A 23,728-nucleotide genomic window follows, 5' to 3' on the forward strand; every position below is an offset into this window, starting at 1 on the left:
CCTAAACTTGATAAGCCAATTAAGGCTCCTAACATCATGTTACGTTTCATTTTGACACTCCCTTTTTTCGATCAACTTTACGCCAACAGAGCAACAACATAAACCCGCTAAAGGCGAGCCATGTTATTACCCATAACCATGCAGGTAGCCAAGTCATTTTAGCTAACATAACCGCATCGCCTTGACCGCTTAACCCCAATAATACCATCGGACTTGCCATGGCATTTAAAATAATCATTAACCCTAATATACGCAGTAAGGTGTTTAACAGACTACTGTTTTTTAATTTAAGTGGTAACAAAAAAAGTATTATCAATACGCTGAGTATAACAATGGTTAACACATCGCGAGCCCAAAAAAGTAACGATGCTGCCACGGTAAACGCGAGTAAAGTCAGGGTAAATCTAATAGTCTGTTTTTGCGTTGCCATCAGAAATATCGAATAACCCCAGAGTGCGGCGCCAAAATAGCCCGCATAAGCGATTAATATACTGCTGCCGCCTTGGCTAAAACAAAAGCCAGCGCCGTTTGGAAATAGCTGAATATGACTGACCGAGCCACCGGTCAATAATGTCGCGATGCCATGAGATAATTCGTGAAAATAACTTTCAAACCATTTAAAAGGTATAGAGATATAAGGGAATCGCGTCAGTAAAAAAGCCAACAGTAATTCAATCACAAAACGGCTACGACTGGGTATTGCAGACAACGGCACATTAGGCATATAAATCAATACCAACCATTTGTTGAATTTCGTCTCTTTTAGCAGAATGCTGTGTCGATAAATACTGAGCTATAGCGCCACGCTGACTGTAAGTCTCACGGTCGTATTCAACACGCGCTTGCTGTTTGGCCGATAAAGTTGAATCATCAACAATGGCCATGTTGCGAGCTTCAATCCCTTGAACCTCAGTTTCTACAGTAGCAGGATTAACAATAATAGGTTCGTGGGCCGCTATGATCGGCCGATTACCGGCAACAGCTTGGCTCAGGCTAATTGGGCCTGATTGATTATTTGCCATTGATAATGCTGAATTTATCGTCATTAACGACACCGTTTACCTATATTTGAATCTTATACTTTATGTCAAATTGTCGTGAATGGCTATTCTCGGCCCGGAAGTTTTTTCCACGTAACAGTATCACGAAGGTACACAGGCGAAAGTTCATCAACAGTAGTATGCAAACCTTGTTGAAAACCTTGTTGTGCAAGAATTAACATGGCTTTCGCATCTGGATAAGTCGCTTGAGTGCATGGTGTCATGTGTGGCGCTATCGTTAATAATTGTGGATAGGCTTCAAAGCCTGTGCCACAAACACTAATGTTTTGTTGTGTATCGAGGGTTAACTCAATCGCTTCTGGCGCGCTAACGTGTTCTTGACCTACTAAGGTAGCAATGCCGTCTTTGGCAATGTATTGGCCCCAATAGACTTCCTTCATACGGGCGTCAATACAGCACAATACTTGCGTAGCACCTTGCTCTGTTATGGCTAATTGGGCCATAGCGGCTAAGGTCGAAATGCCAATAACCGGCAAGTCGAGTCCCAAGGCTAATCCTTGGGTCATGCTGGTACAAATGCGGATACCGGTAAAACTGCCAGGACCGCGGCCATAGGCAATCATGTCCACATCGGCCAGTGTCACTTGGGCTTGGGCTAGCACTTCATCGACCATAGGTAATAATCGTTGACTATGCTCACGTGGTGCATCAGCAATAAGTGCAAACACCTCACCATTAATGGTTAACGCAGCGGAGCAAGTTTCAGTGCAAGTATCAAGAGCGAGGATGGTTAACGGCTTTGGCATTATGATGGGTTACCCAGTAAAAAAACATCAAATAGACTCAATATGATAACTGATGCGTACGGTTTTAAAAAGCTTAAGGGATTTGTTTTAAAAATTGTAATGCACGGTCTAAGTCACGTGTGCGTTGCATGGGTGGCAAAGAATTAATAAACGCCTGGCCATAAGCGCGGTTAACGATGCGGTTATCGCACAAAATAAGCACACCACGGTCTTTCTCATCACGGATTAGCCGCCCGACGCCTTGCTTTAAACTTATGACCGCTTGTGGCAGAGAAATATGGTTAAAGGGGTCAAGCCCTTGACGTTCGGCATTGGCTGAACGGGCTTTGTATAAAGCATCATCTGGCGATACAAACGGCAACTTATCGATAATCACGCAGCTGAGTAACTTACCGCGAACATCGACGCCTTCCCAAAAACTGCTGGTACCGAGTAATACTGCATTACCTAACTGCCTAAATTTATTTAACAAACTTTGTTTACTGGCTTGGCCTTGTACCAGTAAAGGATAAGCGACTTTACCTTGTAAAGCGGATGCAACTTGTTCGAGCATTTGATGGCTAGTAAACAATATGAACGTACGGCCTTGAGCCGCGTTGATAGCTTGAATACACACATCGACTAATTGTTTTACCGTATGTTGCGACTGCCCTACTTTACCTAAATGGCGCGGTACACAAAATACCGCTTGATTAGGGTAATCAAATGGACTGTCTAAAATGATTTGTTGCGCTGATGACAAGCCAAGCTCAGTCGCAAAATGGCCCAAACTTCGGTTTACTTGTAAGGTAGCCGAGGTGAAAATCCAGCGAGTTTTGGCATCAAACAGCTGCTGGCATTGTTTTGCCACATTGATAGGACTCAGTCTTAACAGGATAAAGCGCGGACCTAACTCGACATTATAAGCCGCTTGCATGTCTTTGCATTCAAAATAGTCTTGTAGCTTTTCAGCAAGCTCATGCAATTGTTCAAACGCTAAGTCGAGTTGGTCTTCACGCCCAAGATGATGACGCATTACATTGGTAAGGTCGGTAAGTGCCTGTTGTAGTGCCCACGATACTGTCGCTAAGTGTTTATTGGCGAGTACTTTACGCCAATCAGTTACTTGGTTGTCGTACATAGCGTTGTGCCAGTCACTCAAAGCCAACAGCCCACGTTGCGACAGTTGCTCTATTTGAATACTGTCGCGAATGAGTTGTTTGTGTATTTTAATGATGCCATTAAGCAACTGATCAATTTCGCGACTGGAGATATGGCTGCCAAAGTAGTTAATGCAAATATCTGGCACCAAATGGGCTTCATCAAAAATAACCACATCAGGATCTGGCAATAACTCGGCAAACCCGGTGTCTTTGAGTAAGCGGTCGGCAAAAAATAAATGGTGATTAACCACCACCACTTTTGCCTCCATGGCCCTAATACGTGCTTTACGGGTAAAACACACATCATAATGATCGCATTTTTTACCCGTACAGGTTTCTTTGGTGCTCACAATGCTAGGAATAACCTCTGAATGCTCTGCCACCGAGGTTAAATTGCCGATATCGCCATCTTTGCTTAAATGTGCCCATTGGTTAATCTTGAGTAAATCATCAATATAATATTCGCTAAATTGACTGGCATTTTGCATCTGCTTTTCAAGACGTAACTGACATAAATAATTGTTACGCCCTTTTAATAACGCAATCGGTACATGTACATCTAACATGGCAAGTAATGCGGGGAGATCTTTGAGGAATAGCTGCTCTTGCAGATTTTTACTGCCGGTACTCACAACCACTTGCTTGCCGCTGAGTAAGGCCGGAATTAAATACGCATAGGTTTTACCCACACCAGTACCCGCTTCTAAAATCAGATTATGCTTTTTAGCAATAGCGTCACTGACCGCAACGGCCATATCTGTCTGACTTTGTCGATGGTGGTAATGATGCACATGTTTGGCTAACGCACCGCGATCGCTAAATTCATGGATTACAGATTGGGTAAGTGTAGAGCTCAAAGCATCCTCAAATTATCGCGCTAATGCTGATGTAGTGTGATTTGGGCTATTATGCTTATAACGGCATCATGTTCCAACTGTTTATCACCAAAAGTTGTAAAGGCAGTTGTATAAACAATATCGATGATTTGACTAAATTTAGACCAGAAACAAAAAATGCTGGCCACCAGCGTGACTCAGCATTTCTTGACTCGTATAAAATATAATCAAACGTTTATTTTTTAGTAATTCAGAGAACAGGTTTTGAATGTGGTGTTCAGGGGTGAATTCAAATACCACTTTTTCATTGGTAACCTTGCGTTTAACACTTATGCTCGTGACTTTTTCGGCCGATTTTGACCAAATAAGTCAAATGACAATATATCAGGCATCACAAAATCATCCGTAAAACATATCTTCTATATCCACATTGCCATCTGTTCTTTGGTGGGTTTACTGCCTTTATGGACCACTTTTTCATCAACCACTACCGCTGGCGTACTCATTACGTCATAAGCCATAATTTGCGTCATATCGGTTACTTTTTCTATTTTTATAGCAACACCTTTTTCGTCGGCAACAGCTTGGGCAAGCTCAGCAGTTTCAAGACACTTTTTACAACCTGAACCTAATACTTTAATGATTTTCATTTATTGTTCCTTGTGACTAATTCGTAGATGATAGCAACGGAGCAAATGCATTAAATATCCACCCCACTAAAGTGAATGAAACTAATAGAAGGCTAAATAATATTGCCAGTAAACGCCATTGCATGACTTGCTTTAACAAAATAAATTCAGGAAAACTGGCCGCTACAGTGCTCATACAAAATGCTAATGTGGTACCTATTGGTAAACCATTGATAATAAGGCTTTCCATAATCGGAATAACACCTGTCGCATTGGAATAAAGTGGAATGCCGAGCAACACCGCAGCAGGAACAGACCACCATTGTCCGTCGCCCAAATGCGCTTCAATCCAACCGTCTGGTACAAAGCCATGCAGCGCCGCGCCCAAACCCACCCCAATGATGACCCATTTCCACACTCGGCCGAATATATCTAGCATCTCAGTTTTGGCAAATTGATGCCTTTGTGGCAATGACATAGTTTGCACTTTGCCACTATCATCAGCAGTATTGCCAACCCCCTTCTGCTGACCACGTTTTAAGGCTTCGGCCGCAAACGACTGTAGCCAACGTTCAGCCTTAATACTGTCAAGAAACAGGCCGCCTAACATTCCCACACTCATTCCAACGGCAATATACAATAAGGTAAATTTGAGCCCCAATAAGCTCATAAGCAGTAATATTGCGACTTCGTTGATTAAAGGCGAGGTAATCAAAAAGCTCATGGTGATCCCTAATGGGATCCCGGCAGAGGTAAAACCTAAAAAAACAGGAATGCTCGAACAAGAACAGAATGGCGTTATGACACCAAAACCTGATCCCATTAAATAACCTAATCCTCGGTGTTTACCTGCTAAATAATCTCTGACACGCTCAACATTTAACGAAGCCCGGATGAGGGCAATGAAATAAATCATCACCAGCAGTAAAGCAAAAATTTTAGTGACGTCTTCAACAAAAAAATGCAGCGCATCTCCGAGTTTGGTCTCTGGCGACAACCCCAATAAACTGTATATAAGCCAAGATGCAAAATCAGAAAAAATCTGAAACATAAGTTATTGCTCTATAAAAACACTACTGTAAAGATAGCCTTATTTTTAGTCGCAATATAAGATCCAGGTCTCGATTTTGTTGATGATAAAAATAAACATAGATTATCCGAAATAATATCGGGTTAATTTTTTGTCTAAGTGGAATGTCTTGTTTTTGTCAGTTTTACCTATGATGACTTATTCAAACTCAAAATTTAAATGTCGATGATAAATTAATATAAAAATTAGTCAGTTAAACTCGTTTTTATTAAATCTATTACTGAATAATTCGTTGCAATGTTAACGGCATCATAATAACGTAGCCCTAGAGATCTTTGAACACAGTCAATAAGCTTAAGGAAAAGCAATAATGAAATGGTTAATTGTAGTGGTTATAAGTTGGTGTATCGGGTTTATCAGTTATCCGCTGATATGGCCTAGTGACACCCCAGACACTACCGAACATGCCGATTTATTGTCCAAAACACCACAAGGCAACACTTCAAAGTTTGTCTCTGCAGGTCAAGCTAATCTTACTTCGGTAAATGATGTAACCCAGAACACTCACGACCGAGAAGCATTTAAGGCATCGTTAGGCAATGATGAAACGCCTTACATGTCGATTTTTCGCATCATGCAACTGGCCGAACAAGACCCTCTAGAAGCATTACTCGTTGCCGAAGAAACGCAACATGAAGACTTATATGGATTAATTTTAGAAATAGCGGGGAAAATGCAATTTTCAAATGTCATTTCATGGCTAGAACAGCAAAAGTCGACTGAACAATATGAATCATTACTCGACGGTTATTTACGTGGTTTAGCGTCTGTAAATCCGCAACAAGCATTAAGCGATGTAGAGTTATTAGCAGTAGAACCAATGAAGTCGTCGATCATCATGTCGATTGTCGACTCATGGGCCAACACCGATGCAATAGCCGCATTTGAATGGTTAAAATTGCAAACAGAAACTCAATCAACGTTAAAAATGTACTTAAATACCATGTATTACTACATTGAACAGTCACCTAACGAAGCCGCCAATCTCATTTCATCACTGCCATTAAATGAGTCGACTAATTATCTTATTACATCGATGGTATATCAGTTGGTTGAAAAGAATACTCAAGATGCTGTCGATTGGTTAGATACTATTGCCGTAGAGCAACGTGCCAGCGGGATATATATTGTTTCTCGAAAAATGGCAGAAACAGATCCTGAGGCTGCTTTAGTATTTTTAAACAATCAAAAACAAGCTTACGATTTAAATCAAGATTATTTCAACAGTGCCTTAGCTGAAATAGCCAGTGTGGAACCCAATATGATGCTAGCGCGAATAGACAATTATGAAGCGAATGTTCAGCGGGATATTATCATTAACGCTAGCTACGCCCTCGCAGAAAATTCGGAAGTCGATTTTTTGCAGGTAATTAACTCGCTGTCCGATGACAACAAAGATATTGCTTTTCGTCAACGATCAGCCCAGTTGAGCCAAACAGATCCACAACAAGCGTTTAATGTAGCCGAACGCATTAATGATACCACGACTCGATTAGAATCTATTGCCAGTACCGTCAATGTCTGGAGTGGGTTTGACAAACGAGCAGCGATGACAGCAATTGATAACTCAACCCTCTTAACAGCCAGTCAAAAAGCCGAAATAAGCAGTCAAATACAATTGCAGCTGACATCATCGAATATTATTTACCCTTGAGTAGCCATTTGATTATTTGGCTAACGAGCTTGTTCTATTGATTGCCACGGCAATTAACATCTTGTTATAGAAATAAGCAATCCACACAGATGCACACAGTCGTTAAGTTGATTATGATGATGACATTAAATAGTAAGTTAATGCCTACCAAAAAGGCCACATAATGCAACGCAGACTGTTTTTAAAAGTGGGAATGTTAGGCGCTGCGGTAGGATTAACTGGTGCCAGTGCATTATGGTTAAGCCAAGGCAATGATCCAACACAACTGAACATTGCTGCACTATTAGCCAAGTTGAATAAGTTAACGATGTTATCAACCGAACAACTTGCAGGTTTAAGCACTGGCAAGTGGAACAGTGCTGAAGTGTTTACACATTGCGCGCAAAGTGTTGAATTTTCAATGAGCGGGTTTCCAGAGCATAAATCAGCACTCTTTAAACAAACTGTCGGGGCGCTGGCATTCACCGTATTTGCCACTAAAGGCGCAATGTCTCATAACTTAGCCGAACCAATCCCTGCTGCGCCAGAGTTAGACCGCAGTGTTGATGTTAATCAAGCACTCGCTAGGCTGATACAATCTTTAAAAGATTTTCAACAATATCAAACTGATTTGGCACCACATTTTGCTTATGGTGAATTAAACAAAGCAGATTACGAGCTTGCCCATGTACTGCATTTTTATAATCACCAACAGAACTTTAATCTAATGAGTTAACGGTTAAAAATTAACATTAAATATCAAGTGTTTAAACAAAACCCCAATGCAACGTTAATGCAGCTTAGATAGCCCGTTTTTATCGATACTACTGGCATTATGTAATCGCAACGCCCAATTACCATGATGTTGCTGATCACAAGCAGTTTCAGTATCAAAGCTAACATGTTGATTAATATCTTTGAGATCAATCTGGTATTGAGCAAGGGTGCGTTGAATTAGCGTTAACAGTAGCGCTTTATGACCACTTTGATTAAATTGCGTTAGTTGTGTTTCAGTATCAAATATACAAATAATTCGTAAGCTCTTGGGGAATGTCGTGTAATCAACGACGTGCGTAATCCATGCAAAACCAGGATAGCTATCCAGTGCATGTTCGCATACGACGGTTAACCCCTCTCTTAATTTATTATCGATTTTTTTATCGGTTTTTCGCATACTAAAATGTTCTTCCTAATCTGTACAACTAGATGAATACATCATCATATTAAAAGCTATCGAGTACATTATGTTTTTATGCGCAGACATATCGTTAACCATAGTTCTGGTGACCATTAATGATGAACGGCTATTTCGTTACATAACTCTTGTTAAAGTTTGAGCTAATGACGAGGGCCTGTTTATCTTTGCAAAAACAGCCTTGAAAGATCAACAGGCCCTAAACCGTAACCCTACTTAAGATGGTCTACACCATTATCGATCCGGTTCCCTCCAGCATTTTTTGCTCTATACATAGCTTGATCTGCATATTGAATTAATTGCTGCTCATCAGCACCATTATCGGGATAACGAGCGACACCAATACTCGGTGAAAGTTGCAAATTAAGGCTATCAAATTGATAAGTTTTCTCCAGTTCAACTCGAATATTCTCTGCAATAAACAACACACTATCAACTGAATCAATACCGTTTAGTACAACGACAAATTCATCGCCACCAAAACGTCCAACCGTATCTGATTTACGAACGCAATCACGCAAACGCTGAGCGATATTCTTAAGTAGCTTGTCACCAACAAGATGCCCATAGCTGTCATTAACATGTTTAAACCCATCAATGTCGATAAATAACAAAGAAAGATGAGAGCCTTCGCGACGCGCCAGTCCAAGCGATGTTTGTAAACGCCCAAACAACAATGCTCTATTAGGTAATTCTGTTAATGGATCATGTCCTGCAATGTAATGAAGTTGCTGCTCCATTAATTTTCGTTCAGTAATATCGTGAGCAACTGCAATTCTAAACTGGTGATCTTCTGACCATCGTGCCGACCAAAGAATATCAATTATTTTGCCATCTTTACGAACCCAACGATTTTCAAAGCGAGGTAGTTTTTTGCCACTCAGCAATGATTCAACGACTTTAAGTGTCTTTATACCGTCTTCAGGATAAACATGGTCAAGCATAGGTTTGCCTATCACTTCGTCAGGAGAGTATCCAAAAATATCTTCAAATGCAGCACTAACAAACACAAAATTTCCTGCTTTATCAACCACACAAACTGCATCGAGCATTAAGTCCATAACATCTCTAAGCGCCACTACATCAATGGTCTTCATACTGTGCGTACCTCGAGAAGTTAGCTAAATTAATAAAGCGTAATACACGCCAGCTTATAAGTAGCGTCCAATAAACTCAATGGCTTATAACGATATGATTTAAACATTGCGATTCATAAAGACTAAAGGAACAAGTTTCATCACACTAAAACATCATTTATCCCTTGAATAATCGACTAGCACACGGCTCTTGTTGCATAAGAATCAAGCAATTGAACGGTATCATTAACCTAAGTGATATAGAGTGCCAAATGGGAGGCGTCATTACGCTAACGGTCTACCCTTTGTATTTATTGAGTTCTCAAAGTCATTTATCGACAAACAACAAGTAGAGGTTAATCCCCAAGGGCATTGATAGCTAAAATATTAAGCAGTTGTGTTGTTAACGCTTTCTTAATCGGCTCTAATGATCACAAACAGACAAGAAAGCATATCTTATGCAAAAAATATGGTAATTAAATAACATTAATGCTTTATCCGCTCTTGCAAACAAGCATAAATGCGGTTAAGTTAACTGCAAGTCGATATACACGACATCAGATGAGTGCATAATCCTTCATTTGAACTGATTTACTAATATCAAATAAAGAGTACTGAAATGAACATCCAAGTGACTACAATCCACCATCATCACCATATGCGGTAGCCTTCGGATGCTAACTGCCGAAGGACGATATCCTTCTGGTGGTGAACAATTATTCACATAAACCCCTGGAAGGAATTTCAGGGGTTTTTTGTTTCTAAATTTTTATTTTTATTTAAGCAGTTAAATTTACACATTTTATATTTAATACATAAGGAATTATCACATGAGTGAGTCAAAGCGTTTACGTATAGCCATCCAGAAATCAGGCCGTTTATCTAAAGAATCTCAACAATTGCTGAAAAGCTGTGGCGTTAAATTTAACGTTAATGAGCAACGCTTGATTGCACACGCAGACAACATGCCAATCGACTTATTACGCGTTCGTGATGATGATATTCCAGGCCTAGTAATGGATGGAGTTGTCGACCTAGGTATTATCGGTGAAAACGTTCTAGAAGAAGAACAAATAGAGCGCCAACTAGCAGGTAAACCGGCTGAATGCACTAAATTACGTGAATTAGATTTTGGTTCATGTCGTTTATCACTTGCGGTACCTAATGAGTTTGAATATAAAGATGCCAACTCACTAGAAGGTCTGCGCATCGCGACATCTTACCCGAACTTACTGCGCCGTTTTATGCTAGAAAAAGGCATTAACTACAGCGACTGTATGCTTAAAGGTTCTGTTGAAGTCGCGCCACGGGCAGGATTGTCAGATGGCATTTGTGATTTAGTCTCGACCGGTGCAACCCTTGAAGCGAACGGCTTGTATGAAACCGAAGTCATTTACCGCTCAATGGCTTGCATTATTCAATCAAACAAAACTCAATCTACTGAAAAACAAGCTCTAATCAACAAAATCTTATCGCGTATTAATGGCGTTATCCGTGCCCGTGAAAGTAAGTACATCTTATTGCACGCTCCAATTGAAACGTTAGATCAAATCGTTGCCCTACTCCCAGGCGCTGAAAACCCAACCGTATTACCACTTAATGACGACACTAATCGTGTGGCTATTCACGTAGTAAGCACAGAAGATTTATTCTGGGACACTATGGAAGAATTAACCGCACTAGGTGCAAGCTCAATTCTGGTCATGCCTATTGAAAAAATGATGGGGTAACACAAATGCAAATTCTCGATTGGGCTTCTTTATCTACTGAACAACAACGACAAACGTTAGCGCGTTCGCCATTAATTGGTGATGCAAGTGTAGAGCAACGTGTTCGTGACATTATTGAGCAAGTCAACGCTCAAGGTGATAGCGCATTACTGGCTTATAACAAGCAATTTGACGGTGTTGAACTGACTGAGCTCGCATTATCAACTGACGCCATTGCGGCAGCATGTGCACGTGTAGGTGACGACGTCAAACAAGCTGTTGCGCAAGCGGTGAACAACATTGAAACCTTTCACAAGGCGCAGGTGTTTCAGGGTGTTGATATAGAAACTCAAGCGGGAATTCGTTGTGAATTGCGCAGTGAACCCATCGAGCGAGTCGGCTTATATATTCCCGGTGGTACAGCTCCATTAATATCCACAGTAATGATGTTGGCGTTACCAGCAAGAATTGCCGGTTGCGAAAAGCGTGTGTTAGTCAGTCCACCGCCGATTAATGATGCGATTATTTATGCCGCCAATGTCTGTGGTATTACTGATATTTTCCAGGTGGGTGGTGCCCAAGCCATTGCGGCATTAGCATTTGGGACAGAGTCGGTGCCGAACGTAGATAAAATATTTGGTCCGGGTAATCGTTATGTGACTGAAGCAAAACGATTAGTGTCACAAGACAGCCGTATTAGTGTGTCAATAGACATGCCTGCAGGTCCGTCTGAAGTGTTAGTGATTGCCGACAAAGATGCAAATCCTGGTTTTGTTGCGGCCGATTTATTATCCCAAGCAGAACATGGTGTTGACTCGCAAGTAATGTTAGTGACTGACTCATTAACACTGGCAGAGCAAGTCAACCAAGCGTTAACTGAACAATTAGCACAGTTGAGCCGTAAAGACATCGCCGCACAAGCGCTAGAATGCAGCCGCAGTATTATTGTTAGCGATATGGTGCAAGCTGCAAAAGTGTCTAATTTGTATGGCCCAGAACATTTAATTATTCAAACTACTGCCCCACGTGACGTGCTTAGGCAAGTTCGCGGTGCCGGCTCCGTCTTTTTAGGCGCTTATACCCCAGAGTCTGTGGGCGATTATGCTAGTGGTACTAACCATGTTTTACCGACTTATGGTTATAGCCGTTCAGTTTCAAGTTTGTCATTAGCCGATTTTAGTCGACGTTTTACAGTGCAAGAGCTCAGCCAACAAGGGCTTAAAACTTTAGGTAACACTGTGATGGTGTTGGCAGAAAATGAATTATTAGATGCACATAAAAATGCTATCGCCATTCGTTTAGCCAGTTTTTAGTCGTTAGCAGTAAATAGTATGTCAGCGCTATAGCTAAGAGCTAGTTAGCACCCTATTAGAGTAGAAAGTAGAGAACACAGCCATGAGCCAGACCGTAGCAGCGTCTTTTGATCCAAAGCAGTTGGCTAGACCCGAATTACTTACATTAACGCCCTATCAAAGTGCCAGACGAATTGGTGGTCGCGGTGATATTTGGATTAACGCCAATGAATCGCCATTCAATAATAGCCCGCTTGATAAAGTGAATCGTTACCCAGAATGCCAACCTGCTGAACTCATCAATGCTTACAGCCGTTACTCAGGCGTTAAGGCAAGTAATATTATTGCCAGTCGCGGTGCCGACGAAGCGATCGAATTACTCATTCGTACATTTTGTATCCCTGCTGTCGACAGTATTGCTTGTTTTGGTCCAACTTATGGGATGTATTCAATTAGTGCTGCAACCTTTAATGTAGCTGTCACAGCGTTAAGTTTAACAGATGAATATCAGTTACCGGATGCGTGGCCAACACAAATCGGCAATGCCAAAATTGTATTTATTTGTAACCCAAATAACCCAACCGGCACCGTGATTGCAAAAGACAAAATTGAACAAGCTATTAACGCAGCACCTAAAGCTATTGTGGTGGTAGACGAAGCCTACATTGAGTTTTGCCCAGACTACAGCGTGGCAGATTTACTTGGCACCTACCCTAACCTTGTGGTGTTGCGCACATTATCAAAAGCATTTGCTTTAGCAGGTGCACGTTGTGGCTTTATGCTCGCCAGTGATGACATTATTGACTTAGTCATGCGAGTCATCGCCCCTTACCCGGTGCCATTACCGGTGTCAGACCTTGCGGTAAAAGCGTTAAGTCCTGCTGGCATTGACACTATGCGAACTCAAGTCGCCAGTTTAATTGAACAAGGCAAACGCTTAAGCGTTGCATTAACAGCCTATGGCGCTAAGGTGTTACCTGCCAACGGTAACTATGTTTTAGCCCAATTTGACGATGTACAAGCAGCCGCTAAACGATTAAGCGATTCCGGCGTGGTTGCTCGTGCATACAAAGACCCACGCCTTGCTGATGCGATTCGTTTTAGCTTTACATCAGCCAAACAAACCGATGTGATTATTCAGTTATTTGGTTAATGCGTTAGTGCGTTAGTGCGTTAGTGCGTTAGTGCACGTTGCATATCGGTCAATACCCTATACATCATAAATAAGAATTAGATATCACCATTAAGGTAGTTAGCATGAAACAGAAAATCCTTTTTATCGACCGCGACGGTACATTAGTTGAAGAGCCAGCCATCGATAAACAACTCGATAGTTTAGCTAAATTAGTGTTTGAACCACAAGTGATCCCAGCGTTACTTAAATTGCATAAAGCCGGTTTCCGTTTAGTCATGGTCAGCAATCAAGACGGTTTGGGCACTCCTTCGTTTCCAAAAGCAGACTTTGATGCCCCGCACGACATGATGATGCAAATTTTTTCAAGCCAAGGTGTCGTTTTTGACGATGTGGTTATCTGTCCACACTTTAATGATGAAAACTGCAGCTGTCGTAAGCCTAAACTTGGTTTAGTAAAAGACTACTTAACCCAAGGTAAAGTAGATTTTACTGAATCAGCGGTAATTGGCGATCGTGAAACTGACGTTGAGCTCGCTAATGCCATGGGCATTAAAAGCTTTAAATATAATCGTCAAACACTCGACTGGGATGCTATAACCAGCGCTTTATTAAGTAAAGGTCGCGTGGCAACGGTAGTGCGTACCACCAAAGAAACCGACATCAAAGTCACCATCGACTTAGACAACCAAAGCAAAGGTAAGATTGAAACCGGGATTGGCTTTTTTGACCATATGCTGGATCAAATTCAAACCCACGGTAATTTTAAAATGGACGTGCATGTTGACGGCGACCTAGAAATTGACGACCACCACAGCGTAGAAGACACGGCCCTCGCTATTGGCGATGCCATTCGCCAGGCCTTAGGCGACAAGCGCGGTATCGCTCGTTTTGGTTTTAGCTTACCTATGGATGAAGCCAGTGGCGAATGTTTAATGGACATTTCTGGTCGTCCATTCATAAAATTCAATGCTGACTTTGATCGCGAAATGGTCGGTGAAATGGCTATCGAAATGGTGCCTCACTTCTTCCGCTCATTCGCTGATGGCCTACGTTGCACTTTACACATTGGATCGAAAGGCGATAACGATCACCACAAAGTAGAAGCACTGTTTAAAGTGTTAGGCCGTACGCTTCGCCAAGCGGTGAAAGTCGAAGGTGACATACTGCCATCAAGCAAAGGTGTGCTGTAAGGAGTTCATGTGACACAAGTATCGAATACTTCAAACGCTAGCAATGATCTTACCGTGATTATTGATACCGGCTGTGCCAATTTAAGCTCTGTACGGTTTGCTTTTGAGCGCCTGAATGCCAATGTCTTAGTCAGTGCTGACTTTGATGTCATCCGCAGCGCCGCAAGAGTGGTACTACCGGGTGTTGGCACCGCTGGTGCGGCCATGGATGCCCTAAAACAAAAGAACCTTATCGAGCTAATTAAAAGCTTAACGCAACCTGTTATGGGCGTGTGTTTAGGCATGCAAATGCTGGCATCATTGTCTAATGAACATGGCGGCCGCAGCGAGCAAAATATCACCTGTCTAGGATTAGTGCCGACAGACATTGGCGACCTAGACAGTAAAGGCTTACCGCTGCCACACATGGGCTGGAATCAAATAGAGGTGAGCGATCACCCATTATTTGTTGGCATTGAAAATGGCAGCTACGTGTATTTTGTTCACAGCTACCGTGCGCCAATCAGTGAGTACACCCTAGCCAGCAGCACTTATGGCGAGTCATTCAGTGCCGCCATTGGTAAAGGTAACTTTTTTGGGGTGCAATTCCACCCAGAAAAAAGTGCCAAAGTAGGCGCACAAATTTTACAGAACTTCTTAAACATGGGGACACCACAGTGATTATTCCTGCCATTGATTTAATTGACGGCCAAGTGGTGCGCTTGTACCAAGGTGACTATGACAAACAGACCACCTTTGACTTAAGTCCACTGGTACAATTGCAGTCTTATCAAGCCCAAGGGGCAAAATTGCTGCATATCGTTGACTTAACGGGTGCTAAAGATCCGAATAAACGCCAAACTCAATTAATTGCTGAACTTGCTGCGGGACTTGATGTTGATATTCAAGTCGGCGGCGGTATTCGCAGCGAAGAGCAAGTCGCGGAATTATTAGCCATTGGGGTTAAACGTGTGGTGATAGGCTCTCTTGCAGTCAAAGAGCCTGAACTGGTCAAAAGTTGGTTTGTAAAATACGGCAGCGATGCTATTTGTTTAGCTCTTGATGTCAATATTAACGATAACGGCGACAAAATTGTCGCGGTATCGGGCTGGCAATCGGGTGGCGGTAAGTCATTAGAGTCGTTAGTGGCTGAATTTGAAACCGTCGGCCTTAAGCATGCTTTAGTGACTGATATCAGCCGTGATGGCACCTTAACAGGCGCCAATACCGAGCTCTACACAGAACTTGCCGCAACGTATCCCCATATCCTTTGGCAAGCCTCTGGTGGCATTGCAACACTTGACAATGTTGCCGCTGTACGCGACAGCAAAGCATCGGGCATTATTATCGGTAAAGCTTTACTGATTAACCAATTTACCGTGAAGGAGGCAATACAATGCTGGCCAAACGCATAGTTCCGTGTCTTGATGTACGCGAAGGTAAAGTGGTTAAAGGGGTGCAGTTTCGCAATCACGAGATTGTTGGAGACATCGTTCCCCTCGCCGCCCGTTATGCAGAAGAAGGCGCTGATGAGTTAGTGTTTTATGACATTACCGCCAGCGCGCACGACCGCGTTATCGATAAATCTTGGGTTAGCCGCGTAGCTGAACAAATTGATATTCCGTTTTGTGTCGCCGGGGGCATTAAAACCATCGAGCAAGCACGCGAAAAACTCGCCTTTGGTGCTGATAAAATATCGATTAACTCGCCTGCATTAAGCGACCCGAGTTTAATATCACGCCTACAAGATGAGTTTGGCCGCCAGTGTATCGTTATCGGCATTGACTCATTTTACGATGCTGTCAGCGATAGTTACAAAGTAAAACAGTTTACCGGGGATGAAGCCGCTACCAAAGACACTCAATGGTATACTCAGGATTGGGTTGAAGAAGTGCAAAAACGCGGTTGTGGCGAGATTGTATTGAACGTCATGAACCAAGACGGCGTGCGCGGTGGTTATGACATCAAACAACTCAGCATAGTACGCGCCATTTGCGATGTACCGTTAATTGCTTCTGGCGGTGCGGGCACCATGGAGCACTTTAAAGAAGTGTTTGAACTTGCCAAGGTTGATGCCGCATTAGCAGCAAGCGTGTTTCATAAAGGCATCATTGATATTGGTGAGTTAAAACAATACTTGCACGCCAATAACATCGCGATTCGTTTATAGGCTTAGACTTTTACGAAACTAGAAAATAGCCTTACCCAAAAAGAGATTACAGATGACAGACATCAAATTTGATAGCACAGGCGTAGATTGGGACAAGCAACAAGGCTTGATCCCAGCGGTTGTACAGCACCACCTAACGGGCAAAGTCCTCATGCTAGGTTACATGGACCAAGCTGCATTAGAGAAAACCTTAGCCACCAAACAAGTCACTTTTTTTAGTCGTTCTAAACAACGTTTATGGACCAAAGGCGAAACCTCAGGCAACACGCTTGATCTCATTGCTATCGACAAAGATTGCGACAACGACAGTTTTCTAGTTCAAGTTATTCCTAACGGCCCAACGTGTCACACTGGGACAGAAAGCTGCTGGAAAGATGGTAACGCGCATCCTTTTATCGATAATCTAACCAAGTTGATTATTTCACGTAAAGGCCAAAGTGCTGAGTCAAGCTATACTGCCTCGCTATTTGAACGTGGTACTAAGCGTATCGCCCAAAAAGTCGGTGAGGAAGGTTTAGAAACTGCACTTGCTGCTGCGACTCATGATAAAGAGGAGCTTGTGAATGAAGCTTCTGATTTGATGTATCACTTAATCGTGTTACTTGAAGACCAAGGCTTATCAATGGCTGATATTAATAAAAACCTATTAGATCGCCACAATAAAGCCAAGTAGTTTTAGAGTCCTTCTGCATTAAATAGAAAAAGACGCTACGGCGTCTTTTTTGTTGATATACATTGATATAAAAATGGTTTTATTTACATTTTATGACTTTGAGTTACCGTCAAATTACCATTAACATGCAAATCACGTTGTGGGTATGCTATCACCACATTATTCTCGTTAAATAGTTCATACATTCTAAAACGAATTTCGCTACGACGGCGGCGGATATCCGTTTCTGACACTGCACTAACCCAGAATATTAAGTCAAAAATCAATGCGTTGTCGCCAAAGTCCTCAAATAAGACTGAAGGTTTAGGTTGCGGCAGAATATCATCCCGTTCAGCAATAACTTGATAAATCAGCTCACGCACTTTAATCACATCCGAACCGTAAGCCACACCTACACGAACAAATGTACGTGCATTTTTATCGATCAAGGTCCAATTAGTTACGGTATTTTCCAGTAACTGACTGTTAGGCACTAGCATGTGCACCCCGTCATTTCGGCGTATCAAGGTTGAGCGAGTATTAATACATTCCACTACTCCACGGGCTTCACCGACTTCTAAAAAGTCACCAATACGGATTGGCCGTTCCCACATTAAAATCCAACCACTGATAAAGTTATTGATAATGTTTTGTGCACCAAAACCGACCCCAATGGCTATCGCACCAGACACAAACGCAAATGCCGTTAATGGAATATTTAAAATTTCCATACTGGTAAACACCAGCACCGCAATACTGATAATAAAATACATGCGAGTGAACAAGTGAATGGCATCTGCGCCCACTTTTCGACGTTTTAGTGCTTTAACAATCAATCGCCCAACACGAGTGATAATAAACCACGCTAAAAATATGTAGAGAGGCACTTGCAACAGCTGCAATAAGGTGATGTGATGATTATCATAAGTGAACACCACAAACGATAAAGCCGCTAATAACTCATTAAAATCCATATAAACCTCTTATTATTATTGTGTTCATATCATGGTAGTCGTTATATTTTAGTAAAATTCTTGCTCGCCTGGAGGACGAGTTTTAAGTAATTTCAAAAACCACATATATTGCTCTGGATAAGCATTAATGACTTGTTCAACCACTTTGTTTAATGCGATAGCTTCGTTTTCTTTGCCAATCATTTCATCAGGATTCACCGCTGGCATCACTGTCATAATAAATTGTTTAGCTTGTTGATCGTATCCTATTTTAACAGGCATAACTTGTGCGTTGCCGGCTTGAGCTAAGCGCCCTACTACGGGTAACGTCGCTTTAACAGTACCCATAAAAGGTGCAAACACACTCTGTTCAGGGCCTAAGTCTTCATCTGGTAAATAGAAAAAACTGTTATCATTTTTTAACTCTGCTAACAATGCTCTGATGCCTGCTTCACGCATATACACGCGACCATTTTGACTGCTGCGCATCCGGTTACTAAACCAATTAAATAACCCATTGCGATGAGCCTTAGCCATAGTCACTAAAGGTATTTCCATGTTAATACGAAGACCGGCGTACTCCATCGGCCATACATGCGGCATGATGAAAATAATCGGCTGCTTAGCATCGCGAGCTGCTTTAACATGCTCAAAACCGTTAAGTTGAATACGTCGTTTAAGGTGCGCGGTAGAACGAATAAGCAGCTCTGCTTGCGATAATAAAGTAATGACAAATGTCTCAACATTTTTTTTGATTAATTCATCGACTTGTTCAGCTGATTTTTCTGGAAAACAATGGGTAATGTTCACCTTTGCTATTCGCAATGGTTTTTTGGCCACTTTCATCACGACTCGAGCCAATAGTCTCGCAATGGGATCTCTTACGCTTGCGGGAAGTACGCCAAATAGAAACAACACAGCGATAGCTAGCCATGTTCCCCAGTAACGAGGATGCAATAGTGATTTATTAAAGCGAGTATCAAAATATTTTGCTTGTCGTGCCAAAAGAAACTCCAAATAAACTGACCGTGACCCACGGTAAAAAATCATATTATAACGAAGGCATTATACTAGTGATTAATGAGTGTGAAACAGAAATTATACCAGACAATAGCAAACGTCTTTGTTGCACAGCTTACTCACACCTATTTTAGAACAGCCTGGGCAAGATTTATCGAATACACTGGTTACCATGCCAATATCAAGCTGATGCAGCAAACGGTGGGTTACATTCACCAAATTCAAAAACAAAAGAGCCACTCAATTAAGAGTGGCTCTTCGTAATACAGATCCGTTCGGATTGGCGTATTAACTAGTGAACTATTTTTTACCCGAGTTTGCCGCTTCGACACGTGATTTTAACTTCTGTCCAGGACGGAAGGTAACAACACGGCGTGCAGAAATCGGAATATCTTCACCAGTTTTCGGGTTCCTTCCCGGTCTTTGATTCTTGTCCCTAAGGTCAAAGTTGCCAAAGCCAGATAACTTGACCTGCTCACCACTTTCGAGTGCTTCACGAATTTCTTCAAAAAAAGACTCAACCATCTCTTTAGCCACACGTTTGTTAATGCCCAATGTTTCAAAAAGATGTTCTGCCATTTCGGCTTTGGTAAGTGCCATACTTTAATCCCTCAACGATGCGTTGAACTCGGTCTTTAGAGCCGATACCACTGATTCCATAGTCTCAGTAATATCTTTATCTTCAAGTGTACGAGTAGTGTCTTGTAACGTAAGTGCGATGGCTAGGCTCTTTTTGCCTGGCTCAACACCTTTACCTTGGTATACATCGAACAAGTTTAAGCCAACCAACTGATTTTCGCCAACTTTTCTTATCAAATTCATAACATCAGTTGCAGAAACTGTTTCATCTACTACTACCGCGATGTCGCGACGATTGGCAGGAAACTTAGATACAGCTTGGGCTAGCGGCAAACGGGCGTGCAATAATGCATCCAGTTCTAACTCAAAAACAATTGTTTTTCCATTGAGTCCAAACGGCTTTTCCAAACTAGGATGGATAGCACCGATGTAACCAATGACTCGATTATTTCGTAATATTTCAGCACATTGACCTGGATGCAGCGCAGGATGTGTTGCCCCTCTAAAGCTAAATTCTGTAGCGGCAACTGTCAAGCCGATTATTGCTTCTAAATCACCTTTTAAATCAAAGAAGTCGACAGTTTTCGATTCCATTGACCAATGTTCTTCGTTTTGAACACCGGAAATAACCGCGCCCAGCATAGCTTGTTGACGAACTCCAGAATCTGCTTGTGCATCAGGAACAAAGCGTAAACCGGTCTCAAATAAACGTACTCTATTTTGCTGACGGCTCTGGTTATAGCCTACTGCGGTCAATAATCCAGTAAACATTGATAAGCGCATTGCTGACATTTCGACAGAAATCGGGTTAGGCAATACCATGGCTTCTTCGCCAGGATGAACAATGTTCTGCATCTTAGGGTCGACAAAGCTGTAGGTCACCGCTTCTTGGAAACCACGAGCCACAAATATACTGCGCACACGTTTTAACGAAATATCCGCTTCTTTGTGATCTGGCATGCTTAACGCCGCTTGAGGGGCGATATTAGGAATGTTGTTGTAGCCGTAAATGCGGGCGACTTCTTCGATTAAATCTTCTTCAATCGCCATATCAAAGCGATAGGTAGCCGTTGTCACATGCCATACATCACCGCTGGTCTGCACGCTAAAACCTAAACGTTCTAGAATTTCAACCACGTCAGAATCTGGAATAAAGTGACCTAAGCTTTTATCTAACTTGCTACGACGCAAAGTGATATTAGCGGCTGCGGGCAAATGCTCAGCAGACACGGCTTCAATCACCTGCCCGGCTTCACCACCACAAATATCTAATACAAGGCGTGTAGCGCGGTCCATAACCTTATGTTGCAACTCAGGGTCTACACCACGTTCAAAACGGTGTGACGCGTCTGTGTGTAAGCCTAAGCGACGAGATTTACCCATAATGGCTAATGGTGCAAAGAAAGCGCACTCTAAAAGAATGTCTTGGGTGTTTTCATTCACACCGGTACTTTCGCCGCCAAACACACCCGCAAGCGCAACCGCTTGTTTGTCGTCTGCAATCACTAAGGTATCGCTTGGAACGGTAATTTCGTTGCTATCCAGTAAGGTTAGCTTTTCAACACCATCAGCTAAACGCACGGTAATACCGCCGTTTAAGGCATTTAAATCAAACGCATGCATTGGCTGACCAAATTCGATCAACACATAGTTGGTGATATCAACGATGGGATCAATTGAGCGAATACCACTACGACGCAATTTTTCTTGCATCCATAATGGCGTAGCAGCCTTGACATTGATGTTTTTAACCACACGTCCTAAGTAACGTGGGCACAAATCTGGTGCAACAACATTTATGCTAAACGGCGCGTCGATAGTGGCCGTTACCGCTTCCCAGGAAGGCTCTGTCACTGCTTGGCGATTTAATACACCCACTTCGCGTGCAAGCCCTGCCATGCCTAAACAATCAGCGCGGTTAGCCGTTAAATCAACATCAATAATGGCGTCATCTAATTGCAAGTATTCACGCACATTGACGCCTAAAGGCGCATCTTGTGGTAATTCGATAATGCCATCACTTTCGATGTCCATACCTAACTCGCCATACGAGCACAACATGCCCATTGACGGTTGTCCACGTAACTTGGCTTTTTTAATTTTAAAATCGCCAGGTAACACAGCGCCAACCATTGCTACAGCCACTTTTAAGCCTAAACGGCAGTTTGGTGCTCCACAAACAATGTCAATAAGCTCATCGCCGCCAACATTGATTTTGGTGACGCGTAATTTGTCTGCATCTGGGTGTTGGCCACATTCAACCACTTCGCCAATAATAACACCGCTAAAATCGGCAGCTACGGCATCAATACCGTCAACTTCAAGACCGGCCATGGTGATTTGGTGTGATAATGCGTCACGACTTACTGATGGGTTAACCCACTCACGAAGCCAAGATTCACTGAATTTCATCTACTTTTTGCTCCGTTATTTGAATTGCTTAAGAAAACGTAAATCGTTTTCGAAGAAGGCACGTAAATCATTTACGCCATAGCGCAACATGGTTAAACGCTCAACACCCATACCAAAAGCAAAACCAGAGTATTTTTCAGGGTCAATACCCACACTGCGCAATACATTTGGATGTACCATGCCACAGCCTAATACTTCTAACCACTTACCGTTTTTTCCCATCACGTCTACTTCGGCTGAAGGTTCTGTAAATGGAAAGTAAGATGGGCGGAAACGTACTTCTAAGTCTTCTTCAAAGAAGTTACGTAAAAAATCATGCAAAATGCCCTTAAGCTCGGCAAAGTTAACGTTTTCAGCAACCATTAACCCTTCAACTTGGTGGAACATTGGCGTGTGAGTTTGGTCGTAATCATTACGATAAACACGGCCTGGAGAAATGATCCTAAGTGGCGGCTTTTCATGTTCCATCGTGCGAATTTGTACGCCCGATGTTTGGGTGCGTAACATCACTTTAGGATTAAAGTAAAAAGTGTCATGATCAGCACGAGCAGGATGATGCTCAGAAATATTTAACGCATCGAAATTATGGAAATCATCTTCGATTTCAGGACCTTGCTTAACAACAAAGCCTAACTCACCAAAGAAGGTTTCAATACGTTCGATAGTACGCGTAACCGGATGTAAACCACCGATATCTAAGGTACGACCAGGTAAAGTCACATCAATATTTTCAGCAATTAATTTGGCTTCTAACTCAGATGCTTTTAATCCGTCAATACGCTCAGTCAACTGCTGTTGAACGGCTTGTTTAGCTTGATTGACTGCGGCACCAAAGGCAGGTTTTTCTTCTGCACTTAATGATCCCATCATTTTCATCATGTCAGTGATTTTACCTTTTTTACCAAGGTAATCGACACGGATATCATCCAATGTCTTTAGATCACTGGCCTTATCAATGACTTCTAAGGCTTGTTCTACGATCTCGGTTAACTGCTGCATGTTATCATCCACTGCATTTTTGCATTTAAATGCGATTGGGCGTCTTGTCGGCTATGCGAGTACACAAAAGTGATAACCCGGTAGTGAGTGACGACGCGGTAGTTTGACGCTTATTATGACAAATAAACCATCAAAACTGGGGTTAAAATAAAAGAGTGAAATTTTACGTTAGCGAGTCTAAATTTACTAGTCATTATTGGTATATTTAATGGCAAATAGTTGTATTTAAC

23 protein-coding genes are annotated in these 23,728 nt (G+C 42.2%); 10 read left to right on the forward strand and 13 right to left on the reverse strand.

What is annotated here, in order from left to right; genetic code table 11:
* Positions 1-46: 46 nt before the first annotated feature.
* The 6 genes from AAEY97_RS12710 to AAEY97_RS12735 all read right to left on the reverse strand — a co-directional run bounded on the left by AAEY97_RS12710 (position 47) and on the right by AAEY97_RS12735 (position 5,465).
* On the reverse strand, positions 47-724 hold the full coding sequence (locus AAEY97_RS12710) for a M50 family metallopeptidase (RefSeq protein WP_350999174.1): 678 nt from the start codon (positions 722-724) through the stop codon (positions 47-49).
* The gene (locus AAEY97_RS12715; protein ID WP_059745362.1) at positions 717-1,046 is read right to left on the reverse strand and encodes a hypothetical protein; all 330 of its coding nucleotides are present in this window, start codon (positions 1,044-1,046) and stop codon (positions 717-719) included. Before AAEY97_RS12715 ends, AAEY97_RS12710 begins: the two co-directional genes overlap by 8 nt.
* 59 nt (positions 1,047-1,105) lie before the next feature.
* On the reverse strand, positions 1,106-1,807 hold the full coding sequence (gene tsaB, locus AAEY97_RS12720; RefSeq protein WP_350999178.1) for a tRNA (adenosine(37)-N6)-threonylcarbamoyltransferase complex dimerization subunit type 1 TsaB: 702 nt from the start codon (positions 1,805-1,807) through the stop codon (positions 1,106-1,108).
* Between the two features lie 73 nt (positions 1,808-1,880).
* On the reverse strand, positions 1,881-3,806 hold the full coding sequence (yoaA, locus tag AAEY97_RS12725; RefSeq protein ID WP_350999181.1) for a DNA repair helicase YoaA: 1,926 nt from the start codon (positions 3,804-3,806) through the stop codon (positions 1,881-1,883).
* A gap of 398 nt (positions 3,807-4,204) precedes the next feature.
* A complete protein-coding gene (locus AAEY97_RS12730; RefSeq protein ID WP_182743679.1) occupies positions 4,205-4,435 on the reverse strand; it encodes a thioredoxin family protein in 231 nt (76 codons plus the stop codon).
* Between the two features lie 16 nt (positions 4,436-4,451).
* Positions 4,452-5,465 (reverse strand): permease, encoded by a 1,014-nt coding sequence (locus AAEY97_RS12735; protein ID WP_182743680.1) that lies wholly within the window; start codon positions 5,463-5,465, stop codon positions 4,452-4,454.
* A 349-nt stretch (positions 5,466-5,814) separates the two neighbouring features.
* On the opposite strand from AAEY97_RS12735, the gene AAEY97_RS12740 reads away from it, so the two are divergent.
* Positions 5,815-7,158 (forward strand): hypothetical protein, encoded by a 1,344-nt coding sequence (locus tag AAEY97_RS12740; RefSeq protein ID WP_335692180.1) that lies wholly within the window; start codon positions 5,815-5,817, stop codon positions 7,156-7,158.
* Between the two features lie 163 nt (positions 7,159-7,321).
* Complete coding sequence (locus AAEY97_RS12745) at positions 7,322-7,873, forward strand: DUF1569 domain-containing protein (RefSeq protein ID WP_350999186.1); 552 nt, start codon at positions 7,322-7,324, stop codon at positions 7,871-7,873.
* 54 nt (positions 7,874-7,927) lie between these two features.
* Here the strand turns inward: AAEY97_RS12745 and AAEY97_RS12750 are convergent, their stop codons facing one another.
* Both AAEY97_RS12750 and AAEY97_RS12755 read right to left on the reverse strand, forming a co-directional pair.
* Positions 7,928-8,311: a Fis family transcriptional regulator gene (locus AAEY97_RS12750; protein WP_192116092.1), complete on the reverse strand. Its 384-nt coding sequence runs from the start codon at positions 8,309-8,311 to the stop codon at positions 7,928-7,930.
* A gap of 233 nt (positions 8,312-8,544) precedes the next feature.
* Positions 8,545-9,429, reverse strand: coding sequence for a diguanylate cyclase domain-containing protein (locus AAEY97_RS12755; protein ID WP_350999189.1), 885 nt, complete (start codon positions 9,427-9,429; stop codon positions 8,545-8,547).
* Positions 9,430-10,238: 809 nt separating this feature from the next.
* Between AAEY97_RS12755 and hisG the strand changes: the two genes are divergently transcribed.
* The 8 genes from hisG to hisIE all read left to right on the forward strand — a co-directional run bounded on the left by hisG (position 10,239) and on the right by hisIE (position 17,556).
* Entirely contained in the window at positions 10,239-11,138 is a 900-nt protein-coding gene (hisG, locus tag AAEY97_RS12760; RefSeq protein ID WP_101087564.1) for an ATP phosphoribosyltransferase, read from the forward strand.
* Positions 11,139-11,143: 5 nt separating this feature from the next.
* Complete coding sequence (hisD, locus tag AAEY97_RS12765) at positions 11,144-12,430, forward strand: histidinol dehydrogenase (RefSeq protein WP_335692498.1); 1,287 nt, start codon at positions 11,144-11,146, stop codon at positions 12,428-12,430.
* Positions 12,431-12,512: 82 nt separating this feature from the next.
* Entirely contained in the window at positions 12,513-13,562 is a 1,050-nt protein-coding gene (gene hisC / locus AAEY97_RS12770) for a histidinol-phosphate transaminase (protein ID WP_350999193.1), read from the forward strand.
* Positions 13,563-13,666: 104 nt separating this feature from the next.
* Positions 13,667-14,734: a bifunctional histidinol-phosphatase/imidazoleglycerol-phosphate dehydratase HisB gene (gene hisB / locus AAEY97_RS12775; protein ID WP_350999196.1), complete on the forward strand. Its 1,068-nt coding sequence runs from the start codon at positions 13,667-13,669 to the stop codon at positions 14,732-14,734.
* A gap of 9 nt (positions 14,735-14,743) precedes the next feature.
* Positions 14,744-15,394: an imidazole glycerol phosphate synthase subunit HisH gene (gene hisH, locus AAEY97_RS12780; protein ID WP_101087560.1), complete on the forward strand. Its 651-nt coding sequence runs from the start codon at positions 14,744-14,746 to the stop codon at positions 15,392-15,394.
* The gene (gene hisA / locus AAEY97_RS12785; protein WP_350978799.1) at positions 15,391-16,128 is read left to right on the forward strand and encodes a 1-(5-phosphoribosyl)-5-[(5-phosphoribosylamino)methylideneamino]imidazole-4-carboxamide isomerase; all 738 of its coding nucleotides are present in this window, start codon (positions 15,391-15,393) and stop codon (positions 16,126-16,128) included. The genes hisH and hisA overlap by 4 nt, the downstream gene beginning before the upstream one ends.
* The gene (hisF, locus tag AAEY97_RS12790; protein WP_101087558.1) at positions 16,110-16,883 is read left to right on the forward strand and encodes an imidazole glycerol phosphate synthase subunit HisF; all 774 of its coding nucleotides are present in this window, start codon (positions 16,110-16,112) and stop codon (positions 16,881-16,883) included. Before hisA ends, hisF begins: the two co-directional genes overlap by 19 nt.
* Positions 16,884-16,935: 52 nt before the next feature.
* Positions 16,936-17,556: a bifunctional phosphoribosyl-AMP cyclohydrolase/phosphoribosyl-ATP diphosphatase HisIE gene (gene hisIE, locus AAEY97_RS12795; protein WP_101087557.1), complete on the forward strand. Its 621-nt coding sequence runs from the start codon at positions 16,936-16,938 to the stop codon at positions 17,554-17,556.
* A gap of 83 nt (positions 17,557-17,639) precedes the next feature.
* Here the strand turns inward: hisIE and AAEY97_RS12800 are convergent, their stop codons facing one another.
* The 5 genes from AAEY97_RS12800 to pheS form a co-directional block, all read right to left on the reverse strand.
* Positions 17,640-18,509 carry a mechanosensitive ion channel family protein gene (locus tag AAEY97_RS12800; RefSeq protein ID WP_192116097.1) on the reverse strand — a complete coding sequence of 290 codons (870 nt, stop codon included), beginning with the start codon at positions 18,507-18,509 and terminating at the stop codon, positions 17,640-17,642.
* 48 nt (positions 18,510-18,557) lie between these two features.
* Entirely contained in the window at positions 18,558-19,493 is a 936-nt protein-coding gene (gene lpxM / locus AAEY97_RS12805) for a lauroyl-Kdo(2)-lipid IV(A) myristoyltransferase (RefSeq protein ID WP_101087555.1), read from the reverse strand.
* Between the two features lie 315 nt (positions 19,494-19,808).
* Positions 19,809-20,108 (reverse strand): integration host factor subunit alpha, encoded by a 300-nt coding sequence (gene ihfA / locus AAEY97_RS12810; RefSeq protein WP_011637176.1) that lies wholly within the window; start codon positions 20,106-20,108, stop codon positions 19,809-19,811.
* Positions 20,109-20,111: 3 nt separating this feature from the next.
* Entirely contained in the window at positions 20,112-22,499 is a 2,388-nt protein-coding gene (gene pheT, locus AAEY97_RS12815; protein ID WP_350999201.1) for a phenylalanine--tRNA ligase subunit beta, read from the reverse strand.
* A 15-nt stretch (positions 22,500-22,514) separates the two neighbouring features.
* A complete protein-coding gene (pheS, locus tag AAEY97_RS12820) occupies positions 22,515-23,498 on the reverse strand; it encodes a phenylalanine--tRNA ligase subunit alpha (RefSeq protein ID WP_059745381.1) in 984 nt (327 codons plus the stop codon).
* Positions 23,499-23,728: the final 230 nt, after the last annotated feature.

Origin of the sequence: Shewanella sp. TB7-MNA-CIBAN-0143, from assembly GCF_040310065.1 — a bacterium.
GTDB lineage: Bacteria > Pseudomonadota > Gammaproteobacteria > Enterobacterales > Shewanellaceae > Shewanella.

Excerpts from the sequence above, each read along its gene's own strand:
- AAEY97_RS12710 (WP_350999174.1), bottom strand. The coding sequence starts at position 724 with ATGCCTAATGTGCCGTTGTCTGCAATACCCAGTCGTAGCCGTTTTGTG.
- AAEY97_RS12715 (WP_059745362.1), bottom strand. The coding sequence starts at position 1,046 with ATGACGATAAATTCAGCATTATCAATGGCAAATAATCAATCAGGCCCA.
- tsaB (WP_350999178.1), bottom strand. The coding sequence starts at position 1,807 with ATGCCAAAGCCGTTAACCATCCTCGCTCTTGATACTTGCACTGAAACT.
- AAEY97_RS12730 (WP_182743679.1), bottom strand. The coding sequence starts at position 4,435 with ATGAAAATCATTAAAGTATTAGGTTCAGGTTGTAAAAAGTGTCTTGAA.
- AAEY97_RS12735 (WP_182743680.1), bottom strand. The coding sequence starts at position 5,465 with ATGTTTCAGATTTTTTCTGATTTTGCATCTTGGCTTATATACAGTTTA.
- AAEY97_RS12740 (WP_335692180.1), top strand. The coding sequence starts at position 5,815 with ATGAAATGGTTAATTGTAGTGGTTATAAGTTGGTGTATCGGGTTTATC.
- AAEY97_RS12745 (WP_350999186.1), top strand. The coding sequence starts at position 7,322 with ATGCAACGCAGACTGTTTTTAAAAGTGGGAATGTTAGGCGCTGCGGTA.
- AAEY97_RS12750 (WP_192116092.1), bottom strand. The coding sequence starts at position 8,311 with ATGCGAAAAACCGATAAAAAAATCGATAATAAATTAAGAGAGGGGTTA.
- AAEY97_RS12755 (WP_350999189.1), bottom strand. The coding sequence starts at position 9,429 with ATGAAGACCATTGATGTAGTGGCGCTTAGAGATGTTATGGACTTAATG.
- hisG (WP_101087564.1), top strand. The coding sequence starts at position 10,239 with ATGAGTGAGTCAAAGCGTTTACGTATAGCCATCCAGAAATCAGGCCGT.
- hisD (WP_335692498.1), top strand. The coding sequence starts at position 11,144 with ATGCAAATTCTCGATTGGGCTTCTTTATCTACTGAACAACAACGACAA.
- hisC (WP_350999193.1), top strand. The coding sequence starts at position 12,513 with ATGAGCCAGACCGTAGCAGCGTCTTTTGATCCAAAGCAGTTGGCTAGA.
- hisB (WP_350999196.1), top strand. The coding sequence starts at position 13,667 with ATGAAACAGAAAATCCTTTTTATCGACCGCGACGGTACATTAGTTGAA.
- hisF (WP_101087558.1), top strand. The coding sequence starts at position 16,110 with ATGCTGGCCAAACGCATAGTTCCGTGTCTTGATGTACGCGAAGGTAAA.
- hisIE (WP_101087557.1), top strand. The coding sequence starts at position 16,936 with ATGACAGACATCAAATTTGATAGCACAGGCGTAGATTGGGACAAGCAA.
- AAEY97_RS12800 (WP_192116097.1), bottom strand. The coding sequence starts at position 18,509 with ATGGATTTTAATGAGTTATTAGCGGCTTTATCGTTTGTGGTGTTCACT.
- ihfA (WP_011637176.1), bottom strand. The coding sequence starts at position 20,108 with ATGGCACTTACCAAAGCCGAAATGGCAGAACATCTTTTTGAAACATTG.
- pheT (WP_350999201.1), bottom strand. The coding sequence starts at position 22,499 with ATGAAATTCAGTGAATCTTGGCTTCGTGAGTGGGTTAACCCATCAGTA.
- pheS (WP_059745381.1), bottom strand. The coding sequence starts at position 23,498 with ATGCAGCAGTTAACCGAGATCGTAGAACAAGCCTTAGAAGTCATTGAT.